This window comes from Citrobacter sp. CF971, from assembly GCF_006385635.1.
In the GTDB taxonomy this organism is placed as follows: Bacteria; Pseudomonadota; Gammaproteobacteria; order Enterobacterales; family Enterobacteriaceae; genus Citrobacter; species Citrobacter freundii.
Genome location: NZ_CP041051.1, coordinates 2,581,988 through 2,598,397, shown reverse-complemented (window position 1 = coordinate 2,598,397; position 16,410 = coordinate 2,581,988). Strand labels below are relative to the sequence as shown.

The following is a 16,410-nucleotide window of genomic DNA, read 5'->3' as shown; positions in this document are numbered from 1 at the left end:
ATTCAACATGGCACAGCTTTCGTTGCAACACATTCAAAAAATTTACGACAACCAGGTACACGTCGTTAAAGACTTCAATCTGGAAATTGAAGATAAAGAGTTTATTGTTTTTGTTGGCCCTTCAGGCTGTGGGAAGTCAACGACGTTGCGCATGATCGCCGGTCTGGAGGAGATCAGCGGTGGCGATCTGCTGATTGACGGTAAACGGATGAACGATGTGCCGGCGAAATCGCGCAACATTGCGATGGTCTTTCAGAACTATGCGTTGTACCCGCACATGACAGTCTATGACAACATGGCGTTTGGCCTGAAAATGCAGAAAATTGCCCCTGCAGTGATTGAGGAACGTGTCAACTGGGCGGCGCAAATCCTTGGCCTGCGCGATTATCTGCAACGTAAACCGGGTGCGTTATCCGGTGGTCAGCGTCAACGTGTGGCACTTGGGCGTGCGATTGTTCGTGAGGCAGGGGTCTTCCTGATGGATGAACCCTTATCGAATCTCGATGCCAAACTTCGCGTACAGATGCGGGCAGAAATAAGCAAGCTGCATCAGAAACTCAATACCACCATGATATATGTTACCCACGATCAAACAGAAGCCATGACGATGGCGACGCGTATTGTGATTATGAAGGATGGTATTGTTCAGCAGGTTGGTGCGCCGAAAACAGTTTATAACCACCCAGCCAATATGTTTGTCGCCGGATTTATTGGCTCACCGGCCATGAACTTTATTCGTGGCGCGATTGACGGTGATAAGTTTGTTACTGAAACACTAAAATTAACGATTCCAGAGAATAAATTAGCACAATTAAAAACGCAGGGTTATGAACATCAGGCGATCACGCTGGGTATTCGCCCTGAGGATATCCATCCGCAGCTTAATAATGAAAATAGTGTATCGGCAAAAATTAGCGTTGCAGAACTCACTGGCGCTGAATTTATGCTTTATACCATTGTTGGGGGGCATGAGTTGGTGGTCCGTGCCGGTGCAGTGAATGATTATCACGCAGGAGAAAATATCACTATTCATTTTGATATGGCGAAATGCCATTTCTTTGATGCTGAAACTGAAGTGGCTATTCAATAAAATTTCGGGGGGATATCCCCCCCAAGCCTTGGGGCATTTTTGCGAGTATTTTAACAAGGAATAATAATGAAAACCCTACTGTCCGCGACTGCGCTGATTATGAGCGCAGGAATGGCCTGCGCGCAGGCTGCTGAAAAGAATGACTGGCACTTTAATATCGGAGCTATGTACGAAATAGAAAACGTTGAAGGTCAGGGCGAAGATATGGATGGACTGGCTGAGCCGTCCGTCTATTTTAATGCGTCCAATGGACCGTGGAAAATATCACTGGCCTATTACCAGGAAGGACCGGTTGATTACAGCGAGGGTAAGCGCGGTACGTGGTTTGACCGCCCTGAACTGGAAGTCCGCTATCAATTCCTTGAAAGCGAGAATGTTAATTTCGGCCTGACCGGTGGCTTCCGTAATTACGGTTATCACTATGTCAATGAACCCGGAAAAGACACAGCTAATATGCAGCGCTGGAAAGTGCAGCCAGATTGGGATGTTAAACTTACCGATGATCTGCGCTTTAGCGGCTGGTTTGCGATGTATCAATTCGTTAATGATTTGAGCACCACTGGCTACTCTGATAGCCGCGTCGAAAGTGAGAGCGGGTTGAATTATACGTTTAACGAAACAGTAGGGTTAACGGTCAACTATTACCTTGAACGTGGCTTTAATCTGGCAGATTCGCGTAATAATGGTGAGTTCTCAACCCAGGAAATTCGGGCTTATCTGCCTCTGTCCTTCGGCAATACAACCCTGACGCCGTATACCCGTATCGGGCTTGATCGCTGGTCAAACTGGGACTGGCAGGATGATCCTGAACGCGAAGGCCATGATTTCAATCGCCTCGGTTTATTGTATGCGTATGATTTCCAGAACGGTTTATCAATGTCTCTGGAGTATGCTTATGAATGGGAAGATCATGACGAAGGTGAAAGCGACAGGTTCCATTATGCTGGCATAGGCGTGAACTACGCATTCTAAAAATGAACAGGGGCATTATTATGCCCCTGTTTTTACACCAGTGAGTCCGCCAATGATATTTGCGTGCTCACCGTGATATTCTGTAATCCTTTTTCACCTGCAATCAGATTAAATAATAAATTACAACTTTGTTCACCCAATTGCTGAGTAGGTACATCAATTCCACCAGGAACTGGTGTGAGCATAAAAGAAAGGAGCTCATTACTATAGCCTACAACGGCAAGTTGTTTTGGGATGAAAATATTTTTCTCGGCCGCTACGCGATATAAACTCATTAACTTTAAGCTGTCTGTCGCAAATACGGCATCGGGTAACGGTTGCTGACTCAGTAATTTTCGAGAAGCAAGTAGGGCGGTTTCATGAGTATACCCCCCGTCAATAACCCACTCATCGCGCATTTTAATGTTATGTGCCTGAAGGCTGGCTTTATAACCGTTAACGCGATCGATAGAAACATGAACGTCAAGCGGTGCATGCAAACAGGCTATATTACGGTGGCCACTCTCAATCAGTGCATTTGTCAGCGTAATACTGTCGCGATAATTATCGGTGTCTACAGAATAGACATTAGTGTAGTCACCTTCAACCTTCCCGATAACCACAACCGGGACGTTGTATTTATCCAACCGAGCAAAAAATGATTCATCGGCAGGAGAGCTCAGCATAATGATCCCTTTGATCAACTTCTGCTTAATTTTGCTCTCACATTTTTGTAAATCATCTTCGGTGCTTCGCGACGTCTGCAATATGACATCAAAACCGACTTCTTCAGCCTTGGCAGTAATTGCATGCAATACTTCAGAGAAAAACGGATTACCGGCAGTTGTTTTTGCAGAACGGGTAGATATCACCATTATTGCATCAAATCCGGAAGAGGTAAGCGCGCGAGCTAGTTTATTAGGCTGATACTGTAACTCATCAATTGCGCGCAGCACCTTTTCAAGCGCCTCCGGCGAGATGTTGGTTTGCTTATTAAGCACGCGCGATACCGTGGATTTTGATACACCAGCGGCTCGTGCAATATCATAAATGGTAGGAGACATAGATCCCAAGCTCCGTCCGAGAGTCAATGGCGGACATATTATGGAGTTAAGTGGCGAATGACAACAATCTCGGAATGCGAGTTGGAAAATCAAAAGGCTAACCGCACTATGTGCGTGCTGAGGAACAATCGTCCACGGGTGCGGACGGTGATAATGCGGTCGCAATATTTTCTTAAGAACTGGCGTATAGTGTAAGGGTTAAATCCAACTATCAGTCAGGAAGATATTATGTTGAAGAAAAGCGTATTAGCGTTGGCACTGGTTATTGGCATGCCGGTTTATGCTGCCGAGCACTGGATTGATGTTCGCGTTCCTGAACAGTACCAACAGCAGCATATTCAGGGGGCTGTCAACATCCCGTTAAAAGAGATCAAGGCGCGTATCGTAACTGAAGTTCCAGATAAGAACGATACCGTGAAGCTCTATTGCAACTCCGGGCGTCAATCAGGGCAGGCGAAAGATATGCTGACTGAAATGGGCTACACGCAGGTGACCAACGAAGGTGGCATCAATCAGATAGCGCTTCCTAAAGTAGAGAATAAATAAACCGCCCACATTCATTCTGCTACAGGCGGTAAGAATAATGCCGCCTGATACAGCTCAGGTAGTTGATAAGTAAGAATTGCCCCCTATCTTTACTTCCTGTTTGTTATAATTTCTTCGGTTCCTTCAGCAAAACGGGATGGCGATGAAGCGACTTAAAAATGAATTCAATTCGCTGGTTAATCGTGGCGTAGACCGGCATTTGCGCCTGGCTGTCACCGGACTTAGCCGGAGTGGTAAGACGGCGTTTATCACCGCAATGGTTAATCAGTTACTCAATATTCATGCCGGTGCGCGTTTGCCGTTGCTCAGTTGCGTGCGCGAAGAGCGTCTGCTTGGTGTGAAACGGGTTCCACAACGCGATTTTGGTATTCCGCGCTTTACCTATGATGAAGGACTGGCGCAGCTGTATGGCTCTCCGCCGACCTGGCCGACACCAACGCGCGGTGTGAGTGAAATTCGTCTGGCGCTGCGTTACAAGTCTAATGACTCATTACTGCGACACTTTAAAGACACCTCCACGCTGTACCTGGAAATCGTCGATTATCCGGGGGAGTGGCTACTCGATTTACCGATGCTGGCCCAGGATTATTTGAGCTGGTCGCGGCAAATGACCGGATTATTACAGGGGCAGCGTGGCGAATGGTCGGCAAAATGGCGGCAGTTAAGCCACGGGCTGGATCCACTGGCACCTGCTGACGAAAACCGTCTGGCGGAAATCGCTGCTGCCTGGACGGAGTATCTGCATCAATGCAAGCAGCAGGGACTGCACTTTATTCAGCCGGGCCGTTTTGTTCTGCCAGGAGATATGGCGGGCGCGCCTGCGTTGCAATTCTTCCCGTGGCCGGACGTTGATGCCTGGGGAGAATCGAAGCTGGCGCAGGCAGATAAACACACCAATGCGGGCATGCTGCGCGACAGGTTTAATTACTACTGTGAAAAAGTCGTGAAGGGATTTTATAAGAATCACTTCCTGCGCTTTGATCGTCAGATTGTGCTGGTCGATTGCCTGCAACCGCTCAACAGCGGGCCACAGGCGTTTAACGACATGCGTCTGGCGCTGACCCAACTGATGCAAAGTTTCCATTATGGACAGCGCACGCTGTTTCGTCGGCTGTTTTCTCCGGTGATCGACAAACTGCTGTTTGCCGCCACCAAAGCTGACCATGTCACGGTCGATCAGCACGCCAATATGGTGTCGCTTTTACAGCAGTTGATCCAGGATGCCTGGCAAAACGCTGCGTTCGAAGGTATCAGCATGGATTGTCTGGGCCTGGCATCGGTGCAGGCAACCACCAGCGGCCTTATCGATGTGAAAGGTGAAAAGATCCCCGCGCTGCGTGGTAATCGTCTGAGCGATGGCGAACCGCTAACCGTTTATCCGGGGGAAGTGCCCGCGCGTTTACCTGGACAGGCATTTTGGGACAACCAGGGCTTTCAGTTTGAGGCGTTTCGCCCGCAGGTGATGGATGTCGATAAGCCCTTACCGCATATCCGTCTTGATGCCGCGCTGGAGTTTTTAATAGGAGATAAATTGCGATGAGCGAGCCGTTAAAACCGCGTATCGATTTCTCAGGTCCGCTGGACGTGGAACAAAATGCGGCGTTTAAAGCGCAGCAGATGTTTAACGAAACGGAGGCGCAAACTTTTTCTCCGGCGACAGTGGATGAACCACTGGAAGACGAAGGTCAGGCAGAAGCCGTTATTGATGCGGCCCTTCGCCCTAAACGTAGTCTGTGGCGTAAGATGGTGATGGGTGGCGTGGCGCTGTTTGGCGTGAGCGTTGTCGCTCAGGGTGTGCAGTGGACCATGAATGCCTGGCAGACTCAGAACTGGGTCGCGCTGGGAGGATGTGCCGCAGGCGCATTGATTATCGGTGCAGGGGTTGGATCGGTGGCGACCGAATGGCGTCGGCTATGGCGATTGCGTCAGCGCGCGCACGAGCGCGATGAAGCGCGAGATCTGCTCCACAGCCATGGAACCGGAAAAGGCCGTGCATTTTGTGAAAAGCTGGCGCAGCAGGCGGGCATCGATCAGTCTCATCCGGCATTGCAGCGCTGGTATGCCTCAATTCATGAAACGCAGAACGATCGTGAAGTGGTTAGTCTGTACGCCCATCTGGTGCAGCCGGTGCTGGATGCGCAAGCCCGGCGTGAGATTAGCCGTTCAGCGGCAGAATCCACACTGATGATTGCCGTCAGTCCGCTGGCGCTGGTGGATATGGCGTTTATCGCCTGGCGCAATCTGCGGCTGATTAATCGTATTGCTTCGCTGTATGGCATTGAGCTGGGTTATTACAGCCGCCTGCGTTTGTTCCGTCTGGTGCTGTTGAATATCGCTTTTGCCGGGGCCAGTGAACTGGTGCGGGAAGTAGGAATGGACTGGATGTCGCAGGATTTAGCCGCCCGCTTATCAACGCGTGCAGCTCAGGGCATTGGCGCGGGGTTATTAACGGCACGTCTGGGCATTAAAGCTATGGAACTTTGCCGACCATTGCCGTGGATCGATGATGATAAGCCACGGCTGGGCGATTTCCGCCGCCAACTGATTGGTCAGGTGAAAGAGACCTTACAAAAGAATAAATCTCCGCGCGAAAGTTAACTATAAAACAGGCGCCGATCGTTTAACTTTACGCCCCGGCGCCCAATTTTCCAGCTCGCTGTCAATATTTGTTGACAGAGTTCTTCCTGCAAACCAAATACTGGCTTATCATTTAACACATAATCCCTTGTCCAGGTGAAGGTTCCTATGCGTTTGGAAGTCTTTTGTGAAGACCGTCTTGGTCTGACCCGCGAACTGCTCGATTTACTGGTGCTGAGAAGCATTGATTTACGCGGTATCGAGATTGACCCCATCGGGCGAATTTACCTTAATTTTGCGGAGCTGGAGTTCACCAACTTCAGCAGTCTGATGGCTGAAATCCGCCGTATATCAGGCGTTACGGATGTGCGTACTGTACCCTGGATGCCTTCAGAGCGTGAACATCTTGCGCTGAGCGCGCTGCTTGAGGCGCTACCAGAACCGGTCCTTTCTCTGGATATGAAAAGCAAAATCGAGATGGCGAATCCTGCGAGCTGTCAGCTTTTCGCCCACAGTCAGGAACGGATGCGCAATCATACCGCTGCCCAGTTAATCAATGGGTTTAACTTCCAGCGCTGGCTGGAAAGCAATCCGCAGGATTCCCATAGCGAACATGTCGTGATTAACGGACAGAATTTCCTGATGGAAATTACGCCTGTCCATTTGCAGGGCGAAAATCAGGAGCAGATGCTGACCGGTGCGGTGGTGATGTTGCGCTCCACTATCCGAATGGGACGCCAGCTGCAAAATATGACTACGCAGGATCTCAGCGCGTTTAGCCAGATTATTGCCGTCAGCGCCAAAATGAAACATGTGGTGGAACAGGCGCGTAAGCTGGCGACGCTGAGCGCGCCGCTGCTGATTACAGGTAATACCGGCACCGGCAAAGATCTCTTTGCTCATGCCTGCCACCTGGCAAGTCCGCGTGCGTCGAAACCGTATCTGGCGCTGAACTGCGCGTCAATTCCTGAAGATGCGGTTGAGAGCGAGCTGTTTGGCCATGCGCCGGAAGGTAAAAAAGGCTTCTTTGAGCAGGCGAATGGCGGTTCGGTTCTGTTAGATGAAATTGGCGAAATGTCGCCGCGTATGCAGACCAAATTGCTGCGTTTTCTCAATGACGGCACGTTCCGTCGTGTGGGAGAAGATCACGAAGTTCATGTTGATGTTCGCGTGATTTGCGCAACGCAAAAGAACCTTGTGGAACTGGTGCAGAAAGGACTTTTCCGTGAAGACCTCTATTATCGTCTGAATGTACTAACGCTAAACCTGCCGCCGCTGCGCGATTGCCCACAAGATATTATGCCGCTTACCGAACTGTTTGTGGCGCGTTTTGCCGACGAGCAGGGCGTGCCGCGTCCGAAACTGTCCGCAGATCTCAGCACGGTACTAACTCGTTATGGTTGGCCGGGCAACGTGCGTCAGCTTAAAAATGCGATCTACCGGGCTCTGACCCAGCTAGAAGGCTATGAGCTGCGACCACAGGATATTTTGCTGCCGGATTACGATGCGGCAACGGTTGCTGTCGGAGAAGAGGTGATGGAAGGGTCGCTGGATGAAATCACCAGCCGCTTTGAACGCTCCGTGTTGACGCAGCTGTATATGAATTATCCCAGCACGCGCAAGCTGGCCAAGCGCCTAGGTGTTTCGCATACTGCGATTGCTAACAAATTGCGTGAGTATGGACTGAGCCAGCAGAAAAAAAGCGAAGAGTAATGCCGTAAATGAAAATGCCTCCATGTGGAGGCATTTTTGTATGCAGACGCAGCTTACGCTTTCAGTACGTCCAGCGCAGCGGTGTAGTCTGGTTCGTTGGTGATTTCATTGACCAGCTGGCTGAAAACAACGTTATCATTTTCATCAATAACGACCACGGCACGTGCGGCCAGGCCTTTCAGCGGGCCTTCAGCGATTTCAACACCGTAGTTTTTCAGGAATTCTGCGTTGCGCAGGGTGGACAGCGTGATAACGTTGCTCAGACCTTCCGCGCCGCAAAAACGAGAGTGGGCGAATGGCAGGTCGGCTGAGATGCACAGTACGACGGTATTGTCGATTTCTGTCGCCAGTTGGTTAAACTTACGTACCGATGCCGCGCAAACGCCGGTATCGATGCTTGGGAAAATATTCAGCACTTTGCGCTTGCCTGCGAACTGGCCCAGCGTAACGTCAGACAGGTCTTTAGCCACAAGGGTAAAAGCCTGAGCTTTGCTTCCAGCCTGAGGAATAGAGCCGGCAACTGCAACCGGGTTGCCCTGGAAATGAACGGTTTGTGACATGGTTATCTTCCTGTTTACATATAGTTAACGTCGAGGCTAGTTTATGCCATCAGCAGTTAACACGGCAAACGCTATTTGCGGATATCCGCTTCAGGGACTGCATTAAGGAAAACAAATGAGAACAGTTAAGGTATATGAGGAAGCCTGGCCGCTGCACACTCCCTTTGTCATTGCCCGTGGGAGCCGGACCGAAGCGCATGTGGTGGTTGTCGAAGTGGAAGAAAACGGCGTCACAGGTATAGGCGAGTGCACACCGTACCCGCGCTACGGTGAAAGCGATGCCTCAGTGCTGGCGCAAATTATGAGCATTGCGCCACAACTGGAAAACGGAATGACGCGTGAAGAGCTGCAAAAGCAGCTGCCAGCGGGTGCAGCGCGTAATGCCGTGGATTGCGCGTTGTGGGATCTAAGCGCGCGTCAACAGCAGCAGTCGCTGGCGGAATTAGTGGGAAGTGAACTGGCGGAAGTGGTGACTACGGCGCAAACCGTAGTGATTGGCTCGCCGGAACAAATGGCTGCGAGCGCGGCTGCGCTGTGGGAAAATGGCGCGAAATTGCTGAAAGTTAAACTGGATGCTCGCTTGATTAGTGAGCGAATGGTTGCCATTCGTGCAGCTGTTCCTGACGCCACGATTATTGTCGACGCCAACGAATCCTGGCGGGCAGAAGGCCTTGCGGCACGCTGTCAGCTGCTGGCTGATTTAGGGGTTGCGATGCTGGAGCAGCCGCTGCCGGCGCAGGATGATGCCGCGCTGGAGAATTTTGTACATCCGCTGCCCATCTGCGCAGATGAAAGCTGCCACACCCGTAGCAGTCTGAAAGCGCTGCACGGACGCTATGAAATGGTCAATATCAAACTGGACAAAACAGGCGGCCTGACGGAAGCGCTCGCGCTGGCAACCGAAGCACGCGAGCAGGGATTTGCGCTGATGCTGGGCTGCATGCTGTGTACCTCCCGGGCGATCGGCGCGGCATTACCCCTTACGCCACTGGTTAGCTTTGCCGATCTTGATGGCCCAACGTGGCTTGCCACCGATGCGGTGCCAGCCCTGCATTTTACGACCGGGCAGCTCCATCTCTAGGGTGCCAGCGCAGGAGATTGGACATGGCCAGCAGGTATTTTTCGCTCGCTTCATCCGATGAAATGGGCGGAAATTCGGCGGTTATACAGTGTAAGTTTAGGTCTGCGCACCAGCTACCAAAAGAGCCGGGCGTTTCATAACCTACACTGGTGACCAGAGGCAATTCAAACGATTGTGCCAGCCACGCGCCCAGCTCGCTGCTTCTGGGATCTTCAATACAGGCCAGTGGATCGTGAAAAGAGACTACCCAGGCGGGATGAATTCGGTGAATAAGCTGACACAATGCCTGGGTTTCTGGTTCCGAGCCCGGATGATCGCCGGTCAACAACACCACATCACGCTCTTCTGCGCTACTGTTCCAGCGATACACCGTTTCGCCTGCTTTCCAGTTTGCGGCGGGAAAGTTACGGTTAAGATCGACGCCGTTCGCATTTGCGCGCAGCCCAAGCTGGCAACCGTCAGGGTTTACGGCTAGCACCACATGATGGCGACGCAGGGAAGGGTTAAGCGTACGCAATGCGCAGGAAAGGGTAACGACCGAGGAGTTTTCGTCGCCGTGCGTTCCCGCCAGTATCAGGCCGCTTTCACGATCGGCTGCCAGTGCAGGAAACCAGATTAGCGGTGCGCCTAACAATGAACGTCCGTAATGTTCGGTTCCAGGTGGGAATGCGCCGCGCTCGGCACGGGGACGGGTAACGGTCATAGTCATCTCTGAATGCTTGGATTGTTACTCGCAGTGTTGTGCAAAATGTATGGATAATCAAATCGTTTTCACACACTTATCTTTTCAGGTGTAATATCACTTTCTTGTCGGAAGTTAATTGCATTTCCTGCTGGCGATACAAATAATTACACATTCACTTAGTAGCCGGAATCGAGGGTATCTTATGCAGCATTCTGTTTCAGTAACCTGTTGTGCGTTGTTGGTTAGCAGCATTTCTTTATCCTGGGCTGCTGATGTTCCCAGCGGAACGGTACTGGCAGAGAAACAAGAACTGGTGCGTCATATAAAAGACGAACCGGCGTCGCTTGATCCGGCAAAGGCCGTCGGGCTCCCTGAGATTCAGGTAATTCGTGATTTATTTGAAGGGCTGGTCAACCAGAATGAGAAGGGTGAGATCGTACCTGGCGTCGCTACCCAGTGGAAGAGTAACGATAACCGCATCTGGACGTTTACGCTGCGCGACAATGCACAATGGGCGGATGGTACGCCCGTAACGGCGCAGGATTTTGTCTACAGCTGGCAGCGTCTGGTTGATCCAAAAACGCTGTCGCCGTTTGCCTGGTTTGCTGCGCTGGCGGGCATTAATAATGCTCAGGCTATTATCGATGGCAAAGCCACGCCAGATAAACTTGGCGTTAGTGCTGTCGATGCACGGACATTGAAAGTTCAACTGGATAAACCGCTGCCCTGGTTTGCCAATCTGACGGCGAGTTTTGCATTTTATCCGGTACAAAAAGCCAACGTTGAGAGCGGCAAAGAGTGGACCAAACCGGGTAACCTGATTGGTAACGGCGCCTATGTGCTAAAAAATCGCGTCGTGAACGAAAAACTGGAAGTTGTCCCGAACACGCATTATTGGGACAACGCCAAAACAGTGCTGCAAAAAGTTACCTTCCTGCCAATTAACCAGGAATCGGCAGCGACCAAGCGCTATCTTGCTGGTGATATTGATATCACAGAATCCTTCCCGAAAAATATGTACCAGAAACTGTTGAAGGATATCCCGGGTCAGGTTTACACCCCGCCGCAGCTTGGTACTTATTATTATGCCTTTAATACCCAGAAGGGACCGACTGCCGATTCACGCGTGCGTCTGGCGCTCAGCATGACTATCGATCGTCGCCTGATGGCGGAGAAGGTGCTGGGTACCGGTGAGAAGCCAGCATGGCATTTTACGCCGGATGTAACGGCAGGATTTGTGCCGGAACCTTCACCGTTTGAGCAAATGAGTCAGGAAGAATTGAATGCGCAGGCGAAAACGCTGCTGCGTGCGGCGGGCTATGGTCCACAGAAACCGCTTAAACTGACGCTGCTGTACAACACCTCAGAAAATCATCAGAAGATTGCTATCGCAGTGGCTTCTATGTGGAAGAAAAACCTTGGTGTTGACGTGAAACTGCAAAACCAGGAGTGGAAAACCTATATTGATAGTCGTAATACCGGCAACTTTGATGTGATCCGTGCCTCCTGGGTGGGTGACTACAATGAACCTTCTACGTTCCTGTCGCTATTAACATCGACCCATACGGGCAATATCTCCCGCTTTAATAACCCTGCATACGATAAAGTGTTGACCCAGGCTACTCTGGAGAATACAGAAAAAGCGCGGAATGCTGATTATAACGCTGCGGAGAAAATTCTGATGGAACAGGCGCCTATTGCGCCGATCTATCAGTACACTAATGGGCGTTTAATTAAACCGTGGCTGAAAGGGTATCCGATTACTAACCCTGAAGATGTGGCCTATAGCCGCACAATGTATATCGTTAAGCACTGACAGAGATAATGGCTGGTGTGATTTTGCATCAGCCATTCTACGTTTCCGGCGGTTGATGCTCACGGCAAATCAGCAACGAGTCTTCTTCACTTAATCTCTCTTTCGTCAGATTACAAAATCCCTGGCCGTCAATTTTTTGGTGGAACCGACAGCTATGGCAAAGACCAAAGCCAGGCACATTGTTGGTCCTCTGGATCCCGCGTAACAGTTCTAACAGCAGCTCTCTGAGTACGCTCGCCCGTTCACCCATTGCCGATTCACCCTCCACTAAAAACGTGGGGGGCAGCAGGGCTTCCAGTAAGGTATTGGCCGACTCACTTAAGTGTAGATGGACGCTACGTTTATCACGGTCATCCGGCTTGCGAACAATCAACCCTTTGTTTTCCAACAGCTTCAGCGATTGCGACACGGTACCTTTGGTGAGACCAAGGTAGTCTGTCACGCCAAGCGGCGTATTGGAATAACGGTTACAACGGGCCAGATACATTAACGCACTAAGTTGTACTGGCTGGAGATCCACCAGTAAAGGATGCTGGCGAAACCACATCCGTGTCAGGCTGGAAAGCCGGTCAAGTACGTCGAAAAGTGACATGTCGGGCATAACAAATCCTCCTCGGCATATAGTATCGATTGAAAACTATATTGACAAAGAATAAAAGCAACGTACTATAAATTATAGTGTCGAATCGATACTATAATTTAAAGGAGATGTATCATGACTAAAGCTCGTTTCTATCATGCAGGTTGCCCGGTTTGTGTTTCCGCAGAACAAGCTCTTCTGCAGCACTTGTCTGCAGATGTTGAAATCGATGTGGTTCATCTGGGAGAGCATCCTGATCGGGTTGCCGAGGCTGAAGTGGCTGGCGTGAAATCTGTTCCGGCGCTGGTGATTGACGGCAATGTGCTGCATATTAATTTTGGCGCTCCCATTGAAGCGTTGAAATAGCTGGATAGTTCGGGAAGTTGCGTTGGCGATTTCCCGAATATACAAGACGTTGGGGAATGTAACGCGATGAAAACGACCGAAGAGTATCACCCGATAGATTGCGATCTTCATGATTATCTGGAAATCGCCTGCATGTACCACTATTGGTTGCGCATTGAACTAACGGATGGCACATGTTTTGATGCTAATGCGTTGACGACGTGTACCACCGTGGAAAAAGAAGAATTTCTGGTAGTGGGGCAATCTGAAAATCAGCAAAAAATCCGTTTGGATTGTCTGTCAGCTATCACCGCGCTGACGCCAGAAGCGACGTTTAGCACAGTAAGTTTTCAGAGAGCCTGACACGGTTAGACGGTATAAATCCGAATGTCGTGCGCCTGGAATGCTGTGGCGTACTCTTTGCTGATGTTGTCCTCTACAACAATCACATCAATATTGCTGCTTTCGGTAACGACATATCGGGCGACGGCTGGGATTTTTTCAGCGGTTAGCGCGACGATAGTTTCATTACATTGTTTGATCACCGCTTTTTTGAACTCACAATCCGCGTAATCAAACCCCGTTAAGCCGGATTCAGGCGACATCGCACAGCCGCCAATAAATCCCTGATCGAATAAAATGTCCTGCACTTGTGCGATGGCGGAAGCTCCCACACACCCGCCAGAAGATCTCTGTACCGCGCCGCCTAGCATAATGACCTCAAACAGCGGTTTTTTTAGCAAAACGGCGGCAATCTCCGGTGAATTTGTCACCACGGTTAACGCCAGTTCGGCGGGCAGAGCTTCTGCCATCGCCAGATTGGTGCTACCCGTGTCGATAAAAATACAGCTTCCGGATTTGACCAGTCTGGCACATCGCTGCGCGATGTTGCTCTTTTTGGCCACATTAATACCCTTGCGCACGGCAATGTCTTCGGATTCAGGGAGTGCAATTACCGCGCCACCATAGACCTTCTTGCACACGCCATCTTTGCTCAATTCATGCAAGTCACGACGAATTGTATGTTCAGAAACGCCTAATCGGTTCGCGAGTTCAGAACAAATGACTCTGCCGTTTTCTTGCAGGATCTGATAGATAAGCGCCTGGCGCTGTTCCGGGAATGCGGCGTAATCGAGCATAGATACTCCAGGTAAAATAAACATCGAGCAATAAAGTGCATGATCGTGCATTATGATTAACGATGTCAACATCCCTTACAAGGACCGTACTATTCTGGATACAACGGAAAGAGGTAAGCTATGAAAATTGCGCATATGGCGTTATGGACACAGAATCTCGAGCAGCAAGCTCGCTTCTGGGTCTCATTTTTTGACGGTAAGATCAACGAGAAATACTGCAGTAAAACCAACCCTGGGTTTGAATCTTATTTTGTCAAAATTGGCGAGGATATTGCAATTGAGTTAATGACCAAACCGGGTCTTGTCGGGCAGCAACCTGACAATAATCGTTGCGGATGGGTACACCTCGCCATTTCTGTTGGCGGCAATGAAAATGTTGATGCCGTTGCAATGCAAGCGCAGAAACAGGGGATATTAGTCTCAGGTCCGCGCACTACGGGCGATGGTTATTACGAAGCGGTGATAAAAGATCCTGACGGCAATTTAATCGAGATTGTGGCGTAAGTCATCAATCAGTAACCTGCAAATAAAGAGTACCTGCTGCTTATTATTGATGAGCTCAGCTCATAAGTTTGTCCTTCTTTTCCTCTCTAATCACCGACACGTCGAGTCTCTATAATTTTACTGTTTTCAGCCCCCGGTGGTGCAATGTTGCCACCGCTCTGGAGAGTCGAATATGCAATACCAACTGGATGCGGGACTCACGCTCAACAAACTTGCAAATGCACTGGGCGCGGAAGTTACGCTGTTTACGCGTTCACCGGGCAAAGAAGCTGATGCCAGACGTTTGGGTGCCAGTCATGTTGTGCTTTCCACTGACAGTGAGCAGATGAAAGCGACAGCGAATCAGTTTGATCTGATTATCGATACTGTGCCCTACGTTCATGACCTGAACCCGTATATCCCAACCCTGGCACTAAGCGGTACGCTGGTGCTGGTTGGTTATCTCGGTGCGTTGGATCCGTTTCTGAATACGGTTCCCCTGATCCTTGGACGTAGGTCTGTGGCGGGTTCAGTTATAGGCGGTATTGCCGAAACGCAAGAGATGCTCGATTTTTGCGGTCAGCATGGTATTACCGCCGATGTTGAAGTGATCAATATTCAGGATATTAATCATGCCTGGCAGCGGATGTTGAAAAACGATGTGAAATACCGCTTTGTAATTGATATTGCCTCATTGAAATAAGTACAAAAAAGACGCGGATTTCCGCGTCTTTTTTTGTTAGTGTGTCAACGGCGATGCTTCAGGATTATCCATATACAGCGTCTGGCTGGGGAACGCAAAGTCGGCGCCATTTGCCTGGACTATCGTGATAATCTTTAAATAAACGTCTTGCTGTACCGCGAGCCATTCCTTCCAGACGGTGGTTTTCGTGAAGCAATACACCATGATATTCAACGATGAATCGGCAAATTCATTAAAATAGACCAACAGAGTTTGTTTCTGGTCTATTCCTGGATGGTTTTGCAGCATTTCTCTGACCGACTCGACAACAGCACCGACTTTATCGGCATCCTCATATCGTAACCCGATCACCGTTTTAATACGCCGGTTGGTCATGCGCCCTGGGTTTTCAACGCTGATGGAGGAGAAAATCGAGTTTGGCACATACAACGGACGATGGTCGAAGGTGTTTATTTTAGTCATTCGCCAGCCAATTTCGGCCACTGTGCCTTCAATATTGCGGTCCGGGGAGCGGATCCAGTCGCCGATGCTAAACGGTCTGTCGAAATAGAGCATAATACCTGAGAAGAAGTTGCTCAGAATATCTTTCCCCGCCATACCCACAGCGATACCGCCAATGCCGCCAAAGGTTAACAGGCCGGATAAGCTCATACCGAAGTGTTCGCCATACAGTAAAATGATGGCAACCACGATGGTAATCTTGATGATACGCGACAGGATCCTCGCGCTGGTGATATCTCTGCCTTTATTAATCTGCGTCTTTTCAAACTGATTAATCACCAGAAAAAGTTTGATGGTCAGGATTAACGCAATCAATGAGGTGCAGATAAAGTCGACCACGCTAGGGGAGATAAATTTCAGGCTGTAACTTTCGATAACGTTATTAGCAATGCTGCCAAACGTCCCAATGATAATGGCATAGACAAAAAATTGTGCGGCATGAAATATGAATCCTTTACAGCGACGCTCTCCACGATGATACCAGACGCTCATCAGGACCAGCGCGGCACAGCAGCTGAGAATTACCGTCAAATTAAACGCATTATTCATAAACAGTTCAGCGATCATGATTCTTCC

The 16,410-nt window shown here is 49.9% G+C and carries 17 protein-coding genes and 1 pseudogene; 12 read left to right on the top strand and 6 right to left on the bottom strand.

The features are described from left to right. Positions 1 to 7: 7 nt before the first annotated feature. Together E6P06_RS15970 and E6P06_RS15965 are read left to right on the top strand one after the other, a co-directional pair. A complete protein-coding gene (locus E6P06_RS15970; RefSeq protein ID WP_044700116.1) occupies positions 8 to 1,090 on the top strand; it encodes an ABC transporter ATP-binding protein in 1,083 nt (360 codons plus the stop codon). Between the two features lie 66 nt (positions 1,091 to 1,156). Next, the gene (locus tag E6P06_RS15965; RefSeq protein ID WP_046670756.1) at positions 1,157 to 2,062 is read left to right on the top strand and encodes an OmpG family monomeric porin; all 906 of its coding nucleotides are present in this window, start codon (positions 1,157 to 1,159) and stop codon (positions 2,060 to 2,062) included. A 32-nt stretch (positions 2,063 to 2,094) separates the two neighbouring features. Here the strand turns inward: E6P06_RS15965 and E6P06_RS15960 are convergent, their stop codons facing one another. Further along, positions 2,095 to 3,105, bottom strand: a complete 1,011-nt coding sequence (locus tag E6P06_RS15960; protein WP_139935449.1) for a LacI family DNA-binding transcriptional regulator — start codon at positions 3,103 to 3,105, stop codon at positions 2,095 to 2,097. A 228-nt stretch (positions 3,106 to 3,333) separates the two neighbouring features. Here E6P06_RS15960 and pspE point away from each other — a divergent pair, with 228 nt between their 5' ends. The 4 genes from pspE (at position 3,334) to tyrR (ending at position 7,941) form a co-directional block, all read left to right on the top strand. Further along, complete coding sequence (pspE, locus tag E6P06_RS15955; RefSeq protein WP_003020447.1) at positions 3,334 to 3,651, top strand: thiosulfate sulfurtransferase PspE; 318 nt, start codon at positions 3,334 to 3,336, stop codon at positions 3,649 to 3,651. A gap of 142 nt (positions 3,652 to 3,793) precedes the next feature. Next, a complete protein-coding gene (locus E6P06_RS15950; protein WP_003020444.1) occupies positions 3,794 to 5,191 on the top strand; it encodes a YcjX family protein in 1,398 nt (465 codons plus the stop codon). Next, on the top strand, positions 5,188 to 6,249 hold the full coding sequence (locus E6P06_RS15945; protein WP_139935448.1) for a YcjF family protein: 1,062 nt from the start codon (positions 5,188 to 5,190) through the stop codon (positions 6,247 to 6,249). Before E6P06_RS15950 ends, E6P06_RS15945 begins: the two co-directional genes overlap by 4 nt. A gap of 147 nt (positions 6,250 to 6,396) precedes the next feature. Beyond that, positions 6,397 to 7,941 (top strand): transcriptional regulator TyrR, encoded by a 1,545-nt coding sequence (tyrR, locus tag E6P06_RS15940; RefSeq protein ID WP_032935606.1) that lies wholly within the window; start codon positions 6,397 to 6,399, stop codon positions 7,939 to 7,941. 53 nt (positions 7,942 to 7,994) lie between these two features. On the opposite strand, the gene tpx is transcribed toward tyrR, so the two are convergent. Beyond that, on the bottom strand, positions 7,995 to 8,501 hold the full coding sequence (gene tpx, locus E6P06_RS15935; protein WP_003020437.1) for a thiol peroxidase: 507 nt from the start codon (positions 8,499 to 8,501) through the stop codon (positions 7,995 to 7,997). Between the two features lie 115 nt (positions 8,502 to 8,616). On the opposite strand from tpx, the gene ycjG reads away from it, so the two are divergent. Next, the gene (gene ycjG, locus E6P06_RS15930; protein ID WP_003840784.1) at positions 8,617 to 9,582 is read left to right on the top strand and encodes an L-Ala-D/L-Glu epimerase; all 966 of its coding nucleotides are present in this window, start codon (positions 8,617 to 8,619) and stop codon (positions 9,580 to 9,582) included. Here the strand turns inward: ycjG and mpaA are convergent. Then, complete coding sequence (gene mpaA / locus E6P06_RS15925) at positions 9,557 to 10,285, bottom strand: murein tripeptide amidase MpaA (protein ID WP_003020433.1); 729 nt, start codon at positions 10,283 to 10,285, stop codon at positions 9,557 to 9,559. The two genes, ycjG and mpaA, sit on opposite strands and share 26 nt — an antisense overlap. A gap of 184 nt (positions 10,286 to 10,469) precedes the next feature. Here mpaA and mppA point away from each other — a divergent pair, with 184 nt between their 5' ends. Then, positions 10,470 to 12,083: a murein tripeptide ABC transporter substrate-binding protein MppA gene (gene mppA, locus E6P06_RS15920; protein WP_003840789.1), complete on the top strand. Its 1,614-nt coding sequence runs from the start codon at positions 10,470 to 10,472 to the stop codon at positions 12,081 to 12,083. Positions 12,084 to 12,120: 37 nt separating this feature from the next. Here mppA and E6P06_RS15915 read toward each other — a convergent pair whose 3' ends face one another. After that, positions 12,121 to 12,684, bottom strand: coding sequence for a MarR family winged helix-turn-helix transcriptional regulator (locus tag E6P06_RS15915; RefSeq protein WP_044700109.1), 564 nt, complete (start codon positions 12,682 to 12,684; stop codon positions 12,121 to 12,123). A gap of 114 nt (positions 12,685 to 12,798) precedes the next feature. On the opposite strand from E6P06_RS15915, the gene E6P06_RS15910 reads away from it, so the two are divergent. Further along, positions 12,799 to 13,029, top strand: a complete 231-nt coding sequence (locus tag E6P06_RS15910; protein WP_003843952.1) for a glutaredoxin domain-containing protein — start codon at positions 12,799 to 12,801, stop codon at positions 13,027 to 13,029. 66 nt (positions 13,030 to 13,095) lie between these two features. Further along, positions 13,096 to 13,371: a Rho-binding antiterminator gene (locus tag E6P06_RS15905; RefSeq protein WP_139935447.1), complete on the top strand. Its 276-nt coding sequence runs from the start codon at positions 13,096 to 13,098 to the stop codon at positions 13,369 to 13,371. A 5-nt stretch (positions 13,372 to 13,376) separates the two neighbouring features. On the opposite strand, the gene E6P06_RS15900 is transcribed toward E6P06_RS15905, so the two are convergent. Beyond that, a complete protein-coding gene (locus E6P06_RS15900; RefSeq protein ID WP_003843948.1) occupies positions 13,377 to 14,147 on the bottom strand; it encodes a DeoR/GlpR family DNA-binding transcription regulator in 771 nt (256 codons plus the stop codon). 120 nt (positions 14,148 to 14,267) lie between these two features. On the opposite strand from E6P06_RS15900, the gene E6P06_RS15895 reads away from it, so the two are divergent. Together E6P06_RS15895 and E6P06_RS15890 are read left to right on the top strand one after the other, a co-directional pair. Next, positions 14,268 to 14,651 (top strand): VOC family protein, encoded by a 384-nt coding sequence (locus tag E6P06_RS15895; RefSeq protein ID WP_046670747.1) that lies wholly within the window; start codon positions 14,268 to 14,270, stop codon positions 14,649 to 14,651. A 208-nt stretch (positions 14,652 to 14,859) separates the two neighbouring features. Continuing rightward, positions 14,860 to 15,333, top strand: a pseudogene (locus E6P06_RS15890) (zinc-binding dehydrogenase); the annotation flags it as partial. Between the two features lie 36 nt (positions 15,334 to 15,369). On the opposite strand, the gene E6P06_RS15885 reads toward E6P06_RS15890, so the two are convergent. Then, positions 15,370 to 16,401, bottom strand: a complete 1,032-nt coding sequence (locus E6P06_RS15885; protein WP_003840804.1) for a mechanosensitive ion channel family protein — start codon at positions 16,399 to 16,401, stop codon at positions 15,370 to 15,372. Positions 16,402 to 16,410 lie beyond the last annotated feature (9 nt).

What these genes read in the sequence shown, in the direction of transcription:
- E6P06_RS15960 (WP_139935449.1), bottom strand. Translation starts at nt 3,105, where the DNA reads ATGTCTCCTACCATTTATGATATTGCACGAGCCGCTGGTGTATCAAAA.
- ycjG (WP_003840784.1), top strand. Translation starts at nt 8,617, where the DNA reads ATGAGAACAGTTAAGGTATATGAGGAAGCCTGGCCGCTGCACACTCCC.
- E6P06_RS15910 (WP_003843952.1), top strand. Translation starts at nt 12,799, where the DNA reads ATGACTAAAGCTCGTTTCTATCATGCAGGTTGCCCGGTTTGTGTTTCC.
- E6P06_RS15895 (WP_046670747.1), top strand. Translation starts at nt 14,268, where the DNA reads ATGAAAATTGCGCATATGGCGTTATGGACACAGAATCTCGAGCAGCAA.
- E6P06_RS15900 (WP_003843948.1), bottom strand. Translation starts at nt 14,147, where the DNA reads ATGCTCGATTACGCCGCATTCCCGGAACAGCGCCAGGCGCTTATCTAT.
- E6P06_RS15905 (WP_139935447.1), top strand. Translation starts at nt 13,096, where the DNA reads ATGAAAACGACCGAAGAGTATCACCCGATAGATTGCGATCTTCATGAT.
- tyrR (WP_032935606.1), top strand. Translation starts at nt 6,397, where the DNA reads ATGCGTTTGGAAGTCTTTTGTGAAGACCGTCTTGGTCTGACCCGCGAA.
- E6P06_RS15945 (WP_139935448.1), top strand. Translation starts at nt 5,188, where the DNA reads ATGAGCGAGCCGTTAAAACCGCGTATCGATTTCTCAGGTCCGCTGGAC.
- E6P06_RS15885 (WP_003840804.1), bottom strand. Translation starts at nt 16,401, where the DNA reads ATGATCGCTGAACTGTTTATGAATAATGCGTTTAATTTGACGGTAATT.
- mppA (WP_003840789.1), top strand. Translation starts at nt 10,470, where the DNA reads ATGCAGCATTCTGTTTCAGTAACCTGTTGTGCGTTGTTGGTTAGCAGC.
- E6P06_RS15950 (WP_003020444.1), top strand. Translation starts at nt 3,794, where the DNA reads ATGAAGCGACTTAAAAATGAATTCAATTCGCTGGTTAATCGTGGCGTA.
- pspE (WP_003020447.1), top strand. Translation starts at nt 3,334, where the DNA reads ATGTTGAAGAAAAGCGTATTAGCGTTGGCACTGGTTATTGGCATGCCG.
- E6P06_RS15970 (WP_044700116.1), top strand. Translation starts at nt 8, where the DNA reads ATGGCACAGCTTTCGTTGCAACACATTCAAAAAATTTACGACAACCAG.
- tpx (WP_003020437.1), bottom strand. Translation starts at nt 8,501, where the DNA reads ATGTCACAAACCGTTCATTTCCAGGGCAACCCGGTTGCAGTTGCCGGC.
- E6P06_RS15965 (WP_046670756.1), top strand. Translation starts at nt 1,157, where the DNA reads ATGAAAACCCTACTGTCCGCGACTGCGCTGATTATGAGCGCAGGAATG.
- E6P06_RS15915 (WP_044700109.1), bottom strand. Translation starts at nt 12,684, where the DNA reads ATGCCCGACATGTCACTTTTCGACGTACTTGACCGGCTTTCCAGCCTG.
- mpaA (WP_003020433.1), bottom strand. Translation starts at nt 10,285, where the DNA reads ATGACCGTTACCCGTCCCCGTGCCGAGCGCGGCGCATTCCCACCTGGA.